We start from the raw sequence: 18,362 nt of genomic DNA, 5'->3' as shown, positions 1-18,362 counted from the left end.
AGAAAGTTAGGTCTTCAATACGGGCTACCTTATAATATGGTCTATCGTCACCCATTCCCAGGTCCTGGCCTAGGCGTGAGAATTTTAGGTGAAGTGAAAAAAGAATACGCTGATATCTTACGTGAAGCCGACGCTATTTTTATGCAAGAGTTACATAATGCAGATTGGTATCATAAAACCAGTCAAGCCTTTGCCGTATTCACGCCAGTAAAATCGGTTGGTGTGGTTGGCGATGCGCGTCGTTATGCCTGGGTGATTACACTGCGCGCGGTTGAAACGGTAGACTTTATGACTGCACGCTGGGCGCATCTGCCTTATGAATTATTAGAAACCGTCTCTCGTCGCATCATCAATGAAATTCCTGATGTTTCGCGTGTGGCCTATGATGTTTCCAGTAAGCCGCCAGCAACGATTGAGTGGGAGTAGATCCTAACGCATTAGGTTTTCTTTATAAAATCTTAAATGAGCCTCAGCCCTCAGCTGCCTCGGTAACATCTTCAATATGGTCAAACAGTTCGCGAAATTGTTCTGTCAGCTTATGACTAGAGGCATAGTAAACCAATGGTCGCTGCGCCGCATGCGACTCTTTCATTTTAACGGATGAGTTAAGAAATACGTCCAGAACCGGTAAGTCTTCTTCGCGCAGCTGCGCGATTAATTCACTGGGGTGCTTAGCCTGGGCATTAAATTGGTTTACTACAATGCCTTCAATGCGCAAATTGGGATTATGGTCTTCACGCAGCTCAACTAAATTGTTTAGTAAGTTGTATAAAGCGTTTTTAGAGAACGAATCACAATCAAAAGGAATAACCACAGACTCTGCCGCAATCAGCGCGGACTTTGCATAAAAATTAAAATTTGGCGGGGTGTCGATATAGATGCGATCGTAATCTTCACTTAATTCAACCAGTGCATCACGCAGCTTATAAATTTTATATTTGCTCTCAAGTTCTTTTTCAATGTGCTCAAGAGCTGGGTTAGACGGCATTAAGTGAAGATTGTCGAACTCGGTGTGAAAGATAAAGTCGCTAAGCGGCTTTTTTGCGCCAAACCAGCCGCCTGATGTTTGTTTAAACAGCTCTGCTACACTGCCATCAAGACTTTGACGACGCTCTGGGGTGTGGCTATCGTAACCCAAATAAAAGCTCGAATTACCTTGCACATCTAAGTCAACTAGCAGGGTTTTATAGCCAATTGAGGCCGATACCGCTGCCAAGTTACAGCTTATGCTAGATTTTCCTACTCCACCTTTTTGATTGAATATGACGCGGCGCATACAAACTCCTTGGCAATGCTTTTTTTGCATTGTAAGAGTTTGCTGGCGGCTTGACTAGCCTTTGCCGCGCAATTGCAGGATTAATGCTGGGTCGAGGTTTGATAAATTTGTGGAAAATGTTCTGCTCTGAGGCCCAGCTGATGCATATTGCTGCGCAAATTATCAGCGTCGATGTGCCCATGTTTAAATAAATTAAACAATAAGTGACAGCGCTCGGTGATAAATAATGCGCGAGTCGACATCGGTAGTTCAGATTTCTCAACAAAGGCGTACTTTAATATATACAGAATATTGTCATCTAAGCCTAAGTCTTTGGCTAACCAATAGTCTAGTTTGGTCAGAAAGCTATAAACGGTTTTAAACGCATCGGCCGAAGGGATACTTTTTTCACTGGTGATGCCAGCACGCTGCGCAGTGTTGGGCTTGGGTTTATCACTTGGCTGCTGGATCAGCGCATGTTGCTGACAAAACTCATGCATTAGCAATAAATTGATGCTGCGTACAAAGGTGCAGAGCGCGAGCTGCAGCGGCGCTAAAGAAAATTGCTTGGCTACATGTTCAGCAATAAACGCTGATTCTAAACCCTCTTGAAAAATCGCCTGCTGCAGTAAGTTTTGTTCGGCCTCAGGCTCAACGAGTAATGCGCTATAAATCACATTCGCACAGCACAGTATTTGTAAAGCGGTAATATCTAATCCGGCAAGCTGTGCGCGGGTTGATTGAAAGCGCTGTTGTTGAGGTTTTAATAACTGATGTGTCAGTAATAACTTGCTTAACTCGCCCAGCTGCTGCATCGCGGCTTGATCTAATGATAATCTTTTGAGTAAGTCCTCACTATTTTTAGCCTGCACGCAATGGTGTAAACATTGCTGTAGTTCGGCACTGAAACGGTCGGTGTATTGCTGGCGCGCTGACGGTTTAATGAAATGTTGCATAATTTTGTCAATCGCAGGCGATTGAATAAACGATTGCTGGCCGTAGTACTGAAACAGAAATTGAGCAAATAAAAGCTCCAAGGCTTGCTGGTGCGGTAGGGTGCTGATTCTGCGCTGTCGTTGGTCACACTGGTGTTTCAGAATATGCATTAACTTATCGCTGCTCACATTGGCCAGCGATTGGCTTTGTTCGGCGCTTTCAATATCGATTAACATGATACTCATTACCTAAATCATTATTTACCGCATCGTAATACACTAGTGTATTGCTAAAAAATTCTGCTGTAGAGGAGCTAGGATGCTAACTACAAACCAGCAGCATTGCTCCATCGCTAAAATCAGCAAATAGTAGTGAAAATCACGGTTATATCAGTAATATAGACAAGATATGTCAAATGACTGTGAGAAAGCGCTGTTTGCCTTAAATTCAGACATTTCGTACAGAACTTTCAGTAATAAAGATGGATTATAAGAATAATAGGGTGGGATATGACGATAAAACCTGTCGATTTACAGGGAAAACGCTTACTAATTACCGGGGCTACGGGCTTTGTTGCACAGCCAATCATTGCTGCATTGGCAGATAGTTCTGAGGTTTTCGCCGCGGCGCGTTATCAAAAGCCTGCGCAGCAGACAGCTATGCAAGCGCTTGGCGCTACACCTGTTATAGTTGATTTAGCCTCGAGCGATTTCTCGCAGCTGCCAGACGTCGACTATGTGTTGAATTTAGCCGTTGCTAAGTCGGGAAAGTGGCGCACCGACTTAGCGATCAATGCTGAAAACCTAGGACATTTGATGCAGCGCTATCAAAATGTGGCGGCCTTTCTGCATGTATCATCAACCGCGGTGTATGCATACAGTGATCATCACGCTAAAGACGAACACGCGGCCCTAGGTGATAATCATAAACACTTATTTGAAACCTATTCGATCTCTAAAATCGCTGCTGAATCGGTGGCGCGTTTCGCTGCAAAAACCTTTGATATTCCCTTAACCATTGCACGCTTGAATGTACCCTATGGAAATTTTCCATGTTGGCCGTATTTTCACTTAATGATGATGCAAAATGGTATGCCAATTGATATTCACCCAGATCAGCCGAATGGCTATTCTCCGATTCATGCGGATGACTATATTGCCAAAATACCTTATCTGTTAGCCGCTGCTAGTAGCGACACTACCTTGGTAAATCTTGCCGGTGATGAGGTGGTGAGCATTGAGCAATGGTGTGAATATATGTCCGAGCTTACAGGCCTGCCGCTTAGCTTTAATACAACCGAGCAGGCGCTTGGTAATTTAACCGTGGATACCACAAAACAAACGCAACTCACAGGTGCGTGTCATATGCCGTGGCAGCGTGGCATCAAATCGATGATTGAGGCCCTGGCACCTGATTTATTACAAACACATGCGTAAATTTTTCGCATAACGATTCAATTACATAAAGCCATAAGGTAGCCCAATGAGCGACTCAACAATACTACAGCGTATTCAGCAGCTTGAAGATATTGAAGCGATAAAAAAACTCAAGGCGCGCTATTTTCACGCCTGTGATCAAAAACAGCTAGAGGTCATGCGCGAGTGTTTTGTGGCTGAGTCTTGCCTGATTGACTATGGCGCAGTAGGTGTTTTTGACCATCGCGATGCGCTAGTTGATCTATTCCGCGAGCAAGCCTGCCATGATCATATTATTGATACCCATCATGGGCAAAATCCGCAAATATCGATCATCAGTGACACGGTTGCAGTGGCTTGCTGGGATTTATTTTTCTTTCAAATTAATACTAAGCGAAATCGTTTGACGCAGCTGTCGGGCTTTTATCAAGATCGATTTGTGAAAACTGATGGCGGATGGCAAATACAAGCTACCACATTTAAAGCGACTTCGACATTGATCAGCGATCTGCAAGATGGCTTGGCCAAAGTTGTAGCCGCGATGAATCCACAATTATTGCCAGTAGCTTAAGGCTAAGAAAATCTAGGGATTACAGATGACAATTATTACTGTTGCCGTGACCGATATCGTACCAGCCAGCATCGACAAAGTATGGCCAGTGTTAGAAGATTTTGGCAATATCACATTATGGGTGCCGGGCATCGACAAGGTTGAAGTGATAGGTGAAGGCGTGGGGATGATTCGCCGTATTTACGTTGAAGGTCTAGATGAGCCTATTGATGAGCAACTTAATTCGATTAATGCCGCAGAGTTTAGCTTTAGCTATGCGATTCCTCAGGGCTTACCATTACCGTTGAGCGATTACTCAGCCAGCGCCAAACTAAAGCCCATAGATGATAAAAGTTGTGAAGTATGTTGGCAATCTAACTGCATTGCCGATGGGGTAAGCCAGCAAGATGCTGAAGCCATGATTAAAGCAACCTATCAACAGTTGATTGACTGGCTTAAAGCTTATTTCTGATAAACGAAAAATATTGATAGCGCTATTTTATATCATAGCGGCTAAGCAGATTAAGCAGCTTAACGATGCTATTAAACATGCTTAAGTCAAGATACTAGGCCAAGATGCTAATCAGCAGCATAGGAGACAGCCCCTATGCTGCGCTTGTGCAGTTGATATTATGACATCTGCTCAATGGTGGCATAGGCATCAATGACTGCCTGTGGCGCTTGCACTAGCTCAACTAGCACGCCTTCAGAGCCAATAGGAAATTCCTCATTGCCTTTCGGGTGAATAAAACAGACATCATAGCCTGCCGCACCAGGGCGCACGCCACCAGGGGTAAATCTAACCCCTTGCTCGGTCAGCCAGCTCACCGCATCCGCTAGGTGGTCTACCCACAGGCCAACGTGATTCAGTGCTGGCTCATGCACTTTGGGCTTTTTATTTGGATCTAGCGGCTGCATGAGGTCGACTTCTACTTTCAGCGGACCAGAGCCTGCTTCGCAGATGTCCTCGTCTACATTTTCTTTTTCACTGACAAAGGTGCTGGCATAAGTCAGGCCTAGCGTGTCGACCCAAAATTTTCGCAGTTTGTTTTTATCTAAACCACCAACTGCGATTTGTTGAATGCCTAAAATTTTAAATGGACGCTCTGACATGATGTTTCCTTTGTGAGTAAATATAAACGGCGTCTATTTTAGTCAACTCGCGGCAAAAGAACATTAAAATTTCTATCGATTAGCTGCTTGATTGGCTGTGTTAGGCTAGCCGCGCGACATCGACCGAGACCTGCAGTTCAGCGTCTTGTCCGCCGCCAAATATTACCCCTTTAAGCGGTGAGACATCGGCAAAATCGCGACCGATGGCGGTAATAATATGCTGTTCGCCAGCTAAGCAATTATTGGTGGGATCAAACTCTATCCAGCCTTCTGCTGGCGAATACACTGCAATCCAGGCATGACTAGCATCACTACCAACCAGCTTTTCTTTACCGGGCGGCGCTAGAGTTTCAATATAGCCGGAGATATAACGGGCGGCGAAGCCCAAAGCTCTGAGGCATGCAATTTGTAGATGCGCAAAATCCTGACATACGCCTTTGCGGCTCTGCATCACCTCGCTCAGCGGGGTGGCAATATTCGTTGCATCACTGCAGTATTCAAATTCATGATAAATTTTAGCGGTTAACTCTTGCACTGCTGATAGCAAGGGCTTTTGATCATCGAAGCAGGGCTTGGCATAGTCAAGCAGCTCGGGGTGCGCTGCCGCTAAACGTGAGTTAAGCACAAATTCTCTGGCATTCAGATTATCTTGACTGCGATGTTGGTAGAGTTCGTTGCGCGCCTCTTGGCAGCTTAAGCCAAAGTCTAGACTGTCTGAAATTCGTTGTGCTTGGGTTTCAACCTCGCTTTCAGCGGTAATGGTTAATTGTTTGTGCGGTCGCTGTATTTCAAAATGATAAGCATGATTGGCAAAGTAATCACGATGGGATTGCTCAATTTCTGGGGTCGGCGACACCGAAATGCGTTGTTTCAGACATTGTTGACGTCGATTACTGAGCGGCAGCATATTGGCGATATTGTAGCAATGACTGACCAGCTGCGGATATTCATAGGCGGTTATATGTCGAATTCGATAACGCATAATCAGTTTTCCCAGCGTGCTTCAATCAGCTGTCGAGCATTTTGTCGAAGGTCGAAGTATTTATCACTGATACTGTTGCTGAGATCATTCAATAACTGCTGCAGTTGATCAAGATTATTAAATAACTGGGGCCGTGTGCCGTCACTTAACTGACACAGCGTTTTTAACTGGCTTAGTTGAATCAACTGTCTGGCCTGGCGCGCGAGCTGCTGTTCAAGGGGCAGCTCATGGTGATGCACCTCACCTTGGGGTAGCGCTTCAATATGCGTGACTAGCTCATCCAGCTGAAACAGCAATGAACGTGGATTACTGGTGTCGAGTAAAATTAAGTCGAAACAAGAGGATAGACCAAAGCTGCCTCGATAGCGTCGACGGTAGCTGATCAGGTTTTCCATGCAAGATAGCGTGGCACTGATTAACACCTTCTGATCAGCGGCCGTTTGCTGATGCGCTAGCATATGGGTGACTAAATTTTGCGTTTGCAGAGCACGTTCTAAGCGCTTACCAATTTGCATGAAACGCCAGCCGACGCCACGCAGCATGCTTTCTTGGCTTAGCCCTGATAATGCCATTAATGCAGATACCAATGGGTCTAACACTTGTTCTGGAGCCGAATTCAGCTCTCGTGTGAGGGAAGACTCCAAGGATTGTAAAATATCACGAATTTCGTTGATAACCTGCAGCATATCTGAGGAGATCATTTCTTTAGATTGATCAGCAGCTAAAAACATGGCGTGCAAGTTAGCGCTTACAGAGCCGATACGCTGCTTATCTAAAATGATTGAAAGCAGTTCGGGGTAGGGGTCGGCCAATAGTTCTGCAGGCTCATCGATGACAAAGCCCGGAAACGTATCACTTAAATACGTGAGGGCTTGCAATAATTGTTTGCGGCAGGATGCCGATAAGGGCTCTTCTCCCGAGAGTAATACAAAGACGGTTCTTAATAAGCGTAAGCTAGCCTCGGCTCGCTCTGCGTGACGACCTAACCAAAATAGATTTTCTACTACTCGGCTGGGTAGGCTGATTAAGTCAGCTTCTTGTTCCTCAACCTGCTCGTCTGCTAAACTCAGTTCCTGTCCGGGTTCTGAGCTAATCACCCAGGTATCTTTACTGATACTGCCCAGCTGGCTAGAAATAAAACTCTGCTCACTGTTTGCTACTCGAGTCAGGCCCCCCGTCATGGCATGGTAGCCAGTTTCACCCGCGGCAACAAAGCCACGCAAGATCATGGGCCGAGAAATTATCTGTCGTTTATCAAATATCGGTAGCTGACTCGCGCTAACGGTCGGCTGAGCAACATAGTTGATTGGCGCCTGCCGAATCTGATGCAATAACTGATTTTGTTGATCTGCGCTCAGCTGCGCCACTACCTGGGTAAACTCTCCCCGCCCGCGGTAGATAGGTTTAATGATCAGTTGCTGAAAATTTGCTTCTATATAGCGAAGGTCATCCGGATCTTGCGGCCAGTAGGTTGCAACAGAGGGCAGCCGTAGCTCGCGACCGAGGTAAAATTCGCTGATTTGCGGCAGATATTTTAATAAAATCGGGTTTTCTAATATACCTGAGCCTAGGGGGTTGGCAATATGTACCCGGCCAGCGCGAACGACCGAGAGTAAGCCGGGCACGCCTAACAAAGAGTTGCCGCGCAATTCTAAAGGGTCACAATACCAATCATCAACGCGTCTTAAAATCACATCGACTCGGTGTAGGCCATCTAAAGACTTCATCCATAAATAGCCATTGCGCACCACTAAGTCACCACTTTGTACCAGATGAAAGCCAAGATAGTTGGCAATGAAGGCATGTTCAAAGTAGGCTTCGTTTTTAGAGCCTGGGGTAAGTACTACAATCCGCGCCTGTTGATAGGACTGAGACAAGCCTTGCAACTTTTGCCGCAGACGTTGAAAAAAGCTGGCTAAGCGATGCACCTGGCTATCGCGATAAAGGCTTGGGAAAACGCGTGACATGACGGTGCGATTTTCTAAGGCATAACCTGCGCCACTGGGGGCTTGGGTTCGATCGGCCAGCACTTGTAAACCGCCCTCATCGCTGCGAATTAAATCAACGCCGTGTAAAATTAGCTGCGCCTCTCCAGGCAAGCTTAAACCGTCGCAGGCGCGCAAGAAGCCTTGATGAGCAAAAATAGCTTCAGGCGGAATCACGCCTTGGCGAATCAGTTCACGTGGGCCATAAATATCGTTTAAGATACAGTTAAATAGTTCGGCGCGTTCAATCAAGCCAGACTCTATGCGTCCCCATTCTTCAGAGCTAATTAAATGCGGAATCAGGTCAAGAGCCCAAGTGCTGGCAAATTTACTGTTTTGTTGATAGATATTATAGGTGGCGCCATCATCACGCAGCAGTCGCAGCGATTTTGCTTGTTTCAGACGAAATTCGTCAACCGACATTTGTTGTAAGCGGTCAAGATACTGCTGCCAATGGGGTTTAAAGCGGCTATCTTCAGCTTTGTTCTCCGCTAACAAAGCTTCATGAATGCCTGAGCCCGATGGCTGATAAAGCATTAAATCTGGATCAGATGGCTTATTCGGATGATTTACGCTATGCAATGACATATATGTATAAAATTTATCCTAAGTAAGTGTCTTGCCCGCCTGCCAATGTATTAGCTAAGCGTGGTGCGTAAGTCTAATGTAAATGGATAATCGTCGCTAGGCTCTTCTGCCGGTGGCGCCATCGGTTTAACCTGATGCTTAGGAGTAAACTCGCGCAATGCATCTAACTCAGGCAGCGGCGTGTAAGCGCCTTGCTGATGGTTGGTTTGCTCAAAACGGTTGAAGCGTCTTGCCTCGGCCTCTAAGGCATTGATCGGGAATACCTCATAGTTACGGCCCCCCGGGTGTGATACATGATAGCTGCAGCCGCCAATGGAGCGACCATTCCAGGTGTCGATCAGATCAAAATGTAAGGGCGTGTTGACGGGCAGCGTTGGATGCAGCGCCGAAGGCGGTGACCAGGCACGATAGCGAACGCCGGCAATATATTCACCCTGTCGTGTGCCTGCTTGCAGCGGCACACGGCGCCCATTACAGCTCAGCACATAACGTTCGGGGTTGAAATCTTGAAGCTTTACCTGCAGTCGCTCAACTGATGAATCAACATAACGAGCAGTGCCAAAACTGCCAACTTCTTCACCAAGTACATGCCACGGCTCTATCGCCCAGCGCAGTTCAAGGCTTATGCCGTCGAGCTGTACTTGGCCATAAAACGGAAAACGAAACTCCATAAATGGTGCTAGCCAGTCGGCGTCAAAGGCGATGCCATGAGCTGTGAGGTCTTTGACGACTTCTCGTATATCTTGCTCAATATAATGCGGCAACATAAATTTATCATGTAAGCGCGTGCCCCAGCGCACCAGCTTATGTTGATAGGGGGTCTGCCAAAATCGCAACAGCAGTGCCCGCACCAGCAGCCCCTGCACTAAAGACATTTGATAATGCGGGGGCATTTCAAAGCCGCGCAGCTCGAGCAGCCCTAAGCGGCCTGAAGCCATGCCGGGTGCATACAGTTTATCAATACAAAATTCGGCGCGATGAGTGTTGCCGGTTACGTCAATCAGACAGTTACGAAACAGACGATCAACCAGCCAAGGTTGATCTGATAGACCTTCAGGCATTTGTTGAAATGCAATTTCGAGTTCATACAGTACCTCGTCGCGGCCTTCATCGACGCGTGGAGCTTGACTGGTAGGGCCAATAAAGCTGCCAGAAAACAAATATGACAAAGCCGGGTGGTGCTGCCAAAACGTCACCATGCTTTGTAATATATTTGGCTTACGTAATATCGGGCTGTCAGCCGGTGTTTGCCCACCTAGGGTGATATGATTGCCACCTCCAGTGCCAGTATGACGCCCATCGAGCATGAATTTTTCAGCGCCAAGTCGGGTTTCCCGCGCCAAGCGGTACAGCGCTTCGGTGTTAGTGACTAAAGCTTGCCAGCTATCACTGGGATGCATATTGACTTCAATAACGCCAGGGTCTGGTGTGACCGCAAGCTTTTCCAAACGAGGGTCTCGCGGTGGCTCATATCCTTCTATGATGACTGGCTGATCTAACTTAACGGCAACAGCTTCAATCACTGACAATAGGCGAAGATAATCGGCCAGCTCAGGCAGCGGCGGCATAAATATAAATAACTTACCATCACGCGGCTCAATCACTAAGGCGGTGATAATCAGATCATCGACAGCAGGCTGAGAGTCGCTGCAAGCTGTTTTCTTGCCTTTAGATATGTTTAAGCCTTGCTCGCTTTGACGTTGCTGTGCAGCGCTAGCGACGCTTGCTTGCATGGATTGACTTAGATCTAATTGCTGAGCTAAATCTTGGGCTTGGCTAAAAGGGTCACGTTCTGTATGAGCCGGTAGCTTATCTAACAACTGATTTAATGGCAGACGTAAACCAATGGGCGAATCGCCAGGTATTAAGATTAAGGCTTGTCGTTTAAAATGCCATGCTGCGCTGCGCCACTGATTTTGCCAGTCTATTGGTAGTACAAAACCGACAGCCTGCCGCATCGCCTGTTTCATCACGCGCTGTAAACGAAGGCGATCAAGCTTTGCTTGCTGCTGCAGCGATTGTAAATCTTGCTGCAGCGGCAGTTTTTGTTCTTCCTGCAAATAATGTAAGGGGTCCTCATAGGCTGGAATGGCAGAGTCAGTGGCTAAGCCAAGATGATCGGTGACCGCCTGCATAAAAGCTTGGGCTTGTTGTAGATCGGCACCATAATCGCTATCTATTTTGGCAAGGTATTCAGTGTGCTGCCATAGCGCTACACCATCCTTGCGCCAAAAAAGGCTCATTGCCCAGCGTGGTAAGGGCTCGCCAGGATACCATTTGCCTTGTCCATAATGCAGCAAGCCGTTAGGGGCAAAATGCTGACGTAATTTAAGAATTAACTGCTTGGCTAGCATAGATTTTTCGCTACCCAAGGCTGCAGTATTCCATTGAGCTGACTCCATATCATCTATCGAGACAAAAGTTGGTTCGCCGCCCATGGTTAAACGCACGTCTTCAGACACTAACCGTTGGTCTATGCTTTCACCCAGCTGTAATACCTGATGCCATTGGTCGTCGCTGTAAGGGTAGGTTACGCGAGGATCCTCACGAAAGCGCGTGACTTCATTACTAAAATCAAAACTTACCTCGCAATCTTCAAGTGCACCCTCAATCGGTGCAGCAGACTGTGGTTCAGCAGAACAAGCAAGTGGGATATGACCTTCGCTGGCAAACAGGCCTGAGGTAGGGTCAAGGCCTATCCAGCCTGCACCAGGAATAAATACTTCGCACCAGGCATGTAAATCAGTAAAGTCTTCACTGGGCCCTGATGGCCCATCAATTGAAGCTTCATCGGCTTTAAGTTGTACTAAGTAGCCTGATACAAAGCGGCTGGCTAAACCCTGATGTCGCAGCAATTGTGCTAGCAGCCAGGCTGAGTCTCGGCAAGAGCCTTTTTTACGCTTTAGCGTTTGTTCTGGGGTTTGTACGCCCGGTTCCATGCGGATCGTGTAAGCTACCAGTTGGTTAACGATGCTGTTCACTTTTACCAGATAATCTATGCTCCGCATCTTTTTACGGGGTAGGCGTTCTAACAAATCGCCGAAACGTTTAGTTTTTTTTCTGCAGCTTAAATATGGCTGCAGCTCTTTTTGCAGTGTTGTAGGGTATGTAAACGGAAAGTGTTCAGCATAGTCTTCAACAAAAAAATCAAACGGGTTTATCACCGTCAGATCTGCTAATACCTCAACCTCAACTGATAGCTTTGTCGTAGGTTCTGGAAAAACAAGCCTGGCTAAGTAATTACCATAGGCGTCTTGCTGCCAGTTAATAAAATGCTCGCTCGGCTCAATTTTCAAGCTGTAGCTGTGAATAGGTGTGCGCGTATGCGGGGCAGGGCGAAGTCGAATGGTATGTGGTGCTAATTCAACTGCACGATCAAATGTATAGTAAGTGTTATGGGAAATTGCCACACGAATGGTCATAGGCTTAACTCAAATGTGGAAACCATGTTTTGCTGATTGTGCTATGCAAGGCGTTATGCATGATTTGCAGCTGATTCAGGTATTGACGAAAGCTATCATCTAGCGCATGCATAGTTTTATGCTGGCTTAGCTCCGTTTGCAGTTGTTCGAATGCTTTTACGACCTCGGTATTTCTGGGCAATTTTCTCACTGCTTGCGAGATGTCTCGATGGCAAAAATTAATCGCGCGGGGAAACACCTCACTGTCGAGAATAAATTCAAATACTGCATCAGCATTAACGGTAGAGCGCATAATACGTCGATACGATTGGTCAGCATTTAATACGCGTAAGGCATGGCCGAGAATGATTTGGCGGGTATTGACGGCAGCATCGTCACTCAATGAGTCTTGGTAGGCAGAGGCTGCCGCATCTAAAATACGCGTGGTCATATCGGCTCGCTCTAGGCTTCGGCCTAAAGTTAGAAAATGCCAGCCAGCGTCATGCGGTAAACTACCAAATAACATGCCAATAATTTGTTGGCAGCCTAAGATCACCTGATTAAGAAATTCATGCCGCTGGCGGCGATTAATTCCTTGCTGAATGTTCTCGTTAACAAACATAGAGAGTTCGTTAGTCATTTCCCAGGTTTCTTCAAGCACTACATCACGTGTGGTTCGAACGTTTTCTCGAACCGCTTTTAATGATGAAACGACAGACGATGGATTGCTATTATCACCGAGCAAAAATTTAACAACGTTGCGTTCATCTCTGACCGAGTATCGTTCAGCAAAATCATGCTCAAGATGGTTAATGATAATCAGGTTATACCAACTAATACCGCTGTTGCGTGGTAGGTCAAATAAGATATTGTCATAGATACTGACTAAACGCGCAGTTGATTCGACTCGCTCTAAGTATCGACCTATCCAGTAAATGCGTTCGGCAACTTTAGACAACATTAATTCGTCCTCCCGTCGGTATCGACAATCCATGTGTCTTTACTGCCGCCGCCTTGTGAGGAGTTTACCACTAACGATCCCTCTCGCATGGCGACACGGGTTAGGCCACCGGTGGTTACATAGGTAGATTTGGCCTGCAAAATAAAGGGCCGTAGATCGATATGCCTAGGCGCAAGCTCAGATTTCGCAGCGATGGTAGGTGCGGTTGATAAAGCCAGCGTGGGTTGTGCGATATAGTTGCGCGGATTTTTCTTGATTAGCTTAGCAAATTCATCACGCTCTTTTTTACTCGAGTGCGGTCCGATTAGCATGCCATAGCCACCAGACTCATTGGCCGGTTTAACGACCAATTTATCAAGATTCGCAAGCACATACTCTCGCGCCTTGTCCTCATAACAGAGATAGGTTTCAACATTCGGAATTAATGGCTCTTGATCGAGATAATAGCGAATAATGTCTGGAACATAGGCATAGACAACTTTATCATCGGCGACCCCTGCACCGGGTGCATTTGCCAGTCCAACATTGCCCTGTTTCCAGGCCCGCATTAGGCCCTTAACCCCAAGTACCGACTGTGGGTTAAACACTTCGGGATCTAAAAATTCATCATCGATACGACGATAGATAACATCGACTCGCGTCAAACCACTGATGGTTTTCATATACACGCAGTCGTCGTCTTGCACAATTAAATCACTGCCCTCAACTAATTCTGCGCCCATTTGCTGCGCCAGAAACGCATGCTCAAAATATGCCGAATTAAAAATGCCAGGTGTTAACACGACGACGGTTGGATTTTTCACCTTGCGCGGCGATAAACTGCTAAGCATTGATAGCAGCTGCTCTGGGTAATCATCTACGGCTGAAATTTCAATTTTTTCAAACAACTCCGGTAGCACACGTTTCATAATAGAGCGGTTTTCTAACATATACGATACCCCTGATGGTACTCTGAGGTTATCTTCTAAAACGTAGAACTGACCGTCTTTGTCGCGTACTAGATCGCTGCCACAAATATGAGCCCATACGCCATGTGGCGGCGATATACCCTCGCATTGTGCGAGGTAATTTTTTGACTGCTTGAGAACAAACTCAGGGATGATGCCATCTTTGATAATGCGCTGTTCATGGTAGAGGTCATCAATAAATAAGTTTAATGCAGTAAGGCGCTGCTCTAAACCTTGCGCAGTTTTTTGCCACTGTTTTTTATCAATTACGCGCGGAATAATATCGAATGGCCAGGCGCGGTCTATGTTTCCTTCTTCAGTGTATACCGTGAAAGATACACCCATTTCACGAATCGTCGATTCGGCCATTTGCTGGCGTGCCTGAAACTCGGCTTTTGGTAGTTTACGAAGATGACTTATTAGCTTTTTCGAGGCTAGGCGAGGGTTACCTGCCGGGGTAAGCAATTCATCAAAAAAACCTTCAGAACGATAATTATGCCAAGCGTCTTTCATGGTCAATCCCTATATACCGCAATGCCAAAGCTAGCTTGATCAACAACTTTGAGATTGCTATACGCTAATAGAAGTCTGTGACAGTTTTATGAATAGTGCCGCTAAGCGATCAATTTGTCGAGTGATTGTCGAAATAGCTGGAAGAAAATCAGTTATTTTATAGAGAAGCCGATGCTTCGCTAGCACTGTCAGCATAGCTGACAATGCCAATAATGGGAGGAGTGCTAGGCCGGTGTATTAACGGAATTGTTTAAAATCAGGTTCACGTTTTTCAATAAATGCCATGACCGCTTCCATGTTTTCGGGTGCGCCGGCAAGTTTGTCCATGCCCAAGCGTTCTTCAATTTTCGCGGCATCTAGCCCAGCTTGGTGCGCAGTTTTCAAACAGCGCTTAGTTGCCTGTAAGGCAACAACTGGCCATTGCGCAATTTCATTGGCTTTGCTCTCTGCCTGAGAGAACAATTCATCATCGGCGCAAACGGCTGTTGCGATACCAGTAGACAGTGCACGCTCTGCTGAAATCCATTCAGCGGTATAAAATAGTTCTGCCGCGCGACGTGAGCCAATCATTTGTTGCAATACATAGCTGGCGGCAAACTCAGGAACCAGGCCAAGGCTAACAAAGGGCAGGCGCATGCGCAGTGATTCGCCAACATAAATAATATCGCAATGAAATAGAAGCGTGGCGCCACCGCCAACCGCAATCCCCTTGGCAGCGCCGATCAAGGGTTTGTCGAAGGCCATAACGGCTTCCTGGGCGGAATAAAAAGGGTGCTCGGTTGCATCGCCATCGCCGCCAAAATCAGCCAAATCCATACCCGATGAAAAATCCTTGCCAGCACCTTGTAAAACAATGCAGGCAACTTTGGGATCATCCTTAGCGCTGATAAAAATATCCCGAAGCGCAGCCCAGGCTGGGCGATTAAAAGCATTTTTTTTATTTGGTCGGTTAAATGTCAGCGTTAACACGCCATGCTCCGACAGTGATTGAAGGATCACTGCATCAGTCATAAGAGTTCCTTTAACGAGAGTTATACCGCAGCGTGGGCTTGCTCGCGGCGCTGATAGCTGGCTCGGTGCATATAGTCAACGAGCTGATCAGCTTTCAGGGGTTTAGAGAAATAAAAGCCTTGGATCACATCGCAGCCGTTCTCTTGTAAAAATGCTAGCTGAGCTTCGGTTTCGACACACTCAGCAACAACCTGCAGGCCAAGACCATGGCCTAGCATCATGATGGCGTTAACGATACCGTCGTTCTCAGGTTGGGTGCCAAGCTTGCGCACAAAGCTGCCATCGATTTTGAGTGTGGTAACCGGTAAATCCAGTAAGTAACTCAGGCAAGAGTAGCCGGTGCCAAAGTCATCGATTGAGATACGCAGACCAAATTTATGAAACAGCGCAAGATTTTTCTTACATTGCTCAGAAGAGTCGAGAAAAGTCTCTTCTGTAATTTCTAGCTCTAGATGCTCGGGCTCGACTTTATAAAAGTCCATTTCTTTTAGCACATGCTCGACAATCTTTGGCTCAGATAAGTGCGAGGGTGATAAGTTGATCGCGATGCGCACCGGGTCTAGGCCCATCGCACGCCAGCTTGCATGTTGTTGGCAGGCAGTTCGAATGACAAATTCGCCAATTTTATTGATTAGGCCAATTTCTTCCGCCAAAGGAATAAACTGACTAGGCGGCACATTACCAAGTTCAGGATCATGCCAGCGGATAAGCGCTTCAACGCCGCATAAGGTATTTTTTTGGATATTTATCTTCGGCTGATAGACCAGGTTCATCTCTTGGTTATCAATCGCGCGGCGCAGCTTAGTTTCCATCGACAGTCGATCAACGCTGCCATTATCCATGTCGGCACTGTAGAAGACATAATGCCCAGCGCCTTTTTCTTTAGCACGCGACATACTGACGTCGGCATGTTTAATGAGGCTAAATACATCTTTGCCATTATAGGGGAATAGGCTAATGCCGATAGAGGTAGAAATATGGAACTGCTGCCCACCCAGGTGAATCACTTCTTCAAGTGCCAAGGTTATATTTTTGGCAATGGCTTCAATTTCAGATTGATTACTAATATTGCGCAAGAAGATCACAAATTCATCGCCGCCCCAGCGTGCAACATTATCGCTGCTGCTCACTACATTGCTTAAGCGCTCGGCAGCAATTTTCAACACCTGGTCGCCGACTGAGTGACCGAGGTTGTCGTTAATGATTTTAAAACGGTCAAGATCCAAAAACAGAACCGCAATCTTTTCTTGAGTTTCTTTTGCAAGCTGGATCTGATGTTCTAGTTGTTCAATTAAGAAATTACGATTCGGCAGCTTCGTTAGCAAGTCGTAATTAGAGCGCTGATGCAGTTGGCGCGTTTTCAGGTTAACCAGGTCTTCTAGTTCTTCGCCGTGCGCTTTTAGCTTGTCATCACGCTCTTTCACGGCTTCTAGCATGGTATTGAATACCTGCATTAATTTGCCGATCTCATCTTTAGAGCTGCTGACTAAGCGCTGACTGTAGTCTTTTGATGAGGTGATATCCTCAATAATGCCGACCAGATTTTTTAAGGGCCGCGATAACCAGCGTTGAAGCAGCATCGATAGAAACCAGGCGAACAGTAGCGACATCATAAAAACTGAGGCGGTAATCAGCGTATGACCAGTTTTTTGATCGTTAAGAATTTTCGCATCTTTGATCATCAACAAATAACCGATCACTTCACCGTCATAAAATATTTCTTTGACTAAGTTGATGTGCTTGTCGGTTTCTTGTAAACCAATCTGATACTGGCCAAAGTCAGGGCGCTGAAAATGTGCCGTGCTGTCAAAATTCGCGAAAAACGCCTTATTATCATCGTATATGCTGGCGTATAAAATACTGTCATCGGTGATCAAGGTACTGAGTTGATCTTGCGCCGCTAAGGCATCGTGAAACAGCAGTGAAGAGGTGATATTACCGGCAATAATCTCTGCCGTTGCATTCATTTGCTGCTCGAGCAGTTCTTTGGTTGAGCTAACATTGTTGGATAAATACAGTGATGAAGCAATCAGCAACGAGAAGGCATTGATCAAAATAATGATCAGCGTCTGTTTGGTATGCAATGACAAAGAATTAAACCAGGTTTTCATGTCAGTTAAATTGTCTCGTTAAGTTTATGCATGATGACTTGGCTACAGCGTCAACACGTAAAACAAAAAATCAGGCAATTCAGCGAGAAGTAATCCTCGTTGCTTCATCGTCGAGGAATGGGCCGCCAGTATTATATCGCTTGAAGGGTCTCAGAGGCGAAAGAAAAAGCCGTATTTGTTATTGTATTTTATGAGGAATATAGGCTATGCAATACCGCGTGACAACTATTTTCTGCCCGAAGGTCGCTAGATTACTGAACCGTAGGGTTTATTGTGCGACTGCGTTAATGTCTGCCAGCTGTTGCTTCAGGCTCTCCAATAGCTGTTGATCGCCCCGTTCATCAAAGTATACCCCGGTACCGTGGCTTTGGTGCTGCAGGGCAACAATATTTGCGGGTAATGCTTGATAGGCTATTTGCAGAGGTTCAATCAACGCGGCTGGCGGGTTTTTATCCAGCCAAAACCACGTGTCGTCGCGTTTTGAACGTAGCGCCAATAAAGGCGTATGCGGCAGCCGTGACTGTTTTTGTTGCAAAACATATAATGCACAGCCTTGCAGAGGATATTGCTTCGCTAAAGCATCAGGTAACTCAG

15 protein-coding genes are annotated in these 18,362 nt (G+C 46.2%); 4 read left to right on the top strand and 11 right to left on the bottom strand.

The window, feature by feature from the left end; genetic code table 11:
- Positions 1–426, top strand: a 426-nt coding sequence (locus HRU21_09445; GenBank protein ID NRA42512.1) for a GMP synthase (glutamine-hydrolyzing), incomplete at its 5' end; no start/stop codon positions are given.
- Between the two features lie 43 nt (positions 427–469).
- Here the strand turns inward: HRU21_09445 and HRU21_09440 are convergent.
- Both HRU21_09440 and HRU21_09435 read right to left on the bottom strand, forming a co-directional pair.
- Complete coding sequence (locus HRU21_09440) at positions 470–1,276, bottom strand: ParA family protein (GenBank protein ID NRA42511.1); 807 nt, start codon at positions 1,274–1,276, stop codon at positions 470–472.
- A gap of 80 nt (positions 1,277–1,356) precedes the next feature.
- Positions 1,357–2,436 (bottom strand): hypothetical protein, encoded by a 1,080-nt coding sequence (locus HRU21_09435; GenBank protein ID NRA42510.1) that lies wholly within the window; start codon positions 2,434–2,436, stop codon positions 1,357–1,359.
- A gap of 264 nt (positions 2,437–2,700) precedes the next feature.
- On the opposite strand from HRU21_09435, the gene HRU21_09430 reads away from it, so the two are divergent.
- From HRU21_09430 to HRU21_09420, 3 genes are read left to right on the top strand one after another with little or no spacing between them, the layout of a single operon-like run.
- The gene (locus HRU21_09430) at positions 2,701–3,627 is read left to right on the top strand and encodes an NAD(P)-dependent oxidoreductase (GenBank protein ID NRA42509.1); all 927 of its coding nucleotides are present in this window, start codon (positions 2,701–2,703) and stop codon (positions 3,625–3,627) included.
- 46 nt (positions 3,628–3,673) lie between these two features.
- Positions 3,674–4,177 carry a nuclear transport factor 2 family protein gene (locus tag HRU21_09425; GenBank protein NRA42508.1) on the top strand — a complete coding sequence of 168 codons (504 nt, stop codon included), beginning with the start codon at positions 3,674–3,676 and terminating at the stop codon, positions 4,175–4,177.
- Positions 4,178–4,202: 25 nt separating this feature from the next.
- Complete coding sequence (locus HRU21_09420; protein NRA42507.1) at positions 4,203–4,628, top strand: SRPBCC family protein; 426 nt, start codon at positions 4,203–4,205, stop codon at positions 4,626–4,628.
- 158 nt (positions 4,629–4,786) lie between these two features.
- Here HRU21_09420 and HRU21_09415 read toward each other — a convergent pair whose 3' ends face one another.
- The 9 genes from HRU21_09415 to HRU21_09375 form a co-directional block, all read right to left on the bottom strand.
- The gene (locus HRU21_09415) at positions 4,787–5,269 is read right to left on the bottom strand and encodes a VOC family protein (GenBank protein ID NRA42506.1); all 483 of its coding nucleotides are present in this window, start codon (positions 5,267–5,269) and stop codon (positions 4,787–4,789) included.
- Between the two features lie 100 nt (positions 5,270–5,369).
- Complete coding sequence (locus HRU21_09410) at positions 5,370–6,251, bottom strand: transglutaminase family protein (GenBank protein ID NRA42505.1); 882 nt, start codon at positions 6,249–6,251, stop codon at positions 5,370–5,372.
- Positions 6,252–6,253: 2 nt separating this feature from the next.
- Entirely contained in the window at positions 6,254–8,773 is a 2,520-nt protein-coding gene (locus tag HRU21_09405) for a circularly permuted type 2 ATP-grasp protein (GenBank protein NRA42504.1), read from the bottom strand.
- Positions 8,774–8,874: 101 nt separating this feature from the next.
- Positions 8,875–12,246, bottom strand: a complete 3,372-nt coding sequence (locus HRU21_09400) for a transglutaminase family protein (protein NRA42503.1) — start codon at positions 12,244–12,246, stop codon at positions 8,875–8,877.
- Positions 12,247–12,250: 4 nt separating this feature from the next.
- On the bottom strand, positions 12,251–13,186 hold the full coding sequence (locus HRU21_09395; protein NRA42502.1) for an alpha-E domain-containing protein: 936 nt from the start codon (positions 13,184–13,186) through the stop codon (positions 12,251–12,253).
- The gene (locus HRU21_09390) at positions 13,186–14,646 is read right to left on the bottom strand and encodes a circularly permuted type 2 ATP-grasp protein (protein NRA42501.1); all 1,461 of its coding nucleotides are present in this window, start codon (positions 14,644–14,646) and stop codon (positions 13,186–13,188) included. Before HRU21_09390 ends, HRU21_09395 begins: the two co-directional genes overlap by 1 nt.
- A 237-nt stretch (positions 14,647–14,883) precedes the next feature.
- The gene (locus tag HRU21_09385; protein ID NRA42500.1) at positions 14,884–15,657 is read right to left on the bottom strand and encodes an enoyl-CoA hydratase/isomerase family protein; all 774 of its coding nucleotides are present in this window, start codon (positions 15,655–15,657) and stop codon (positions 14,884–14,886) included.
- A gap of 20 nt (positions 15,658–15,677) precedes the next feature.
- Positions 15,678–17,768: an EAL domain-containing protein gene (locus HRU21_09380; GenBank protein NRA42499.1), complete on the bottom strand. Its 2,091-nt coding sequence runs from the start codon at positions 17,766–17,768 to the stop codon at positions 15,678–15,680.
- A gap of 268 nt (positions 17,769–18,036) precedes the next feature.
- Positions 18,037–18,362 (bottom strand): hypothetical protein (locus HRU21_09375; GenBank protein NRA42498.1); only part of this gene is annotated, 326 nt, incomplete at its 5' end.

Source organism: Pseudomonadales bacterium (assembly GCA_013215025.1).
Taxonomy (GTDB): Bacteria; Pseudomonadota; Gammaproteobacteria; order Pseudomonadales; family DT-91; genus DT-91.
Note: the sequence above shows the minus strand (reverse complement) of the source record. Positions and strands in the feature narration are given on the sequence as shown.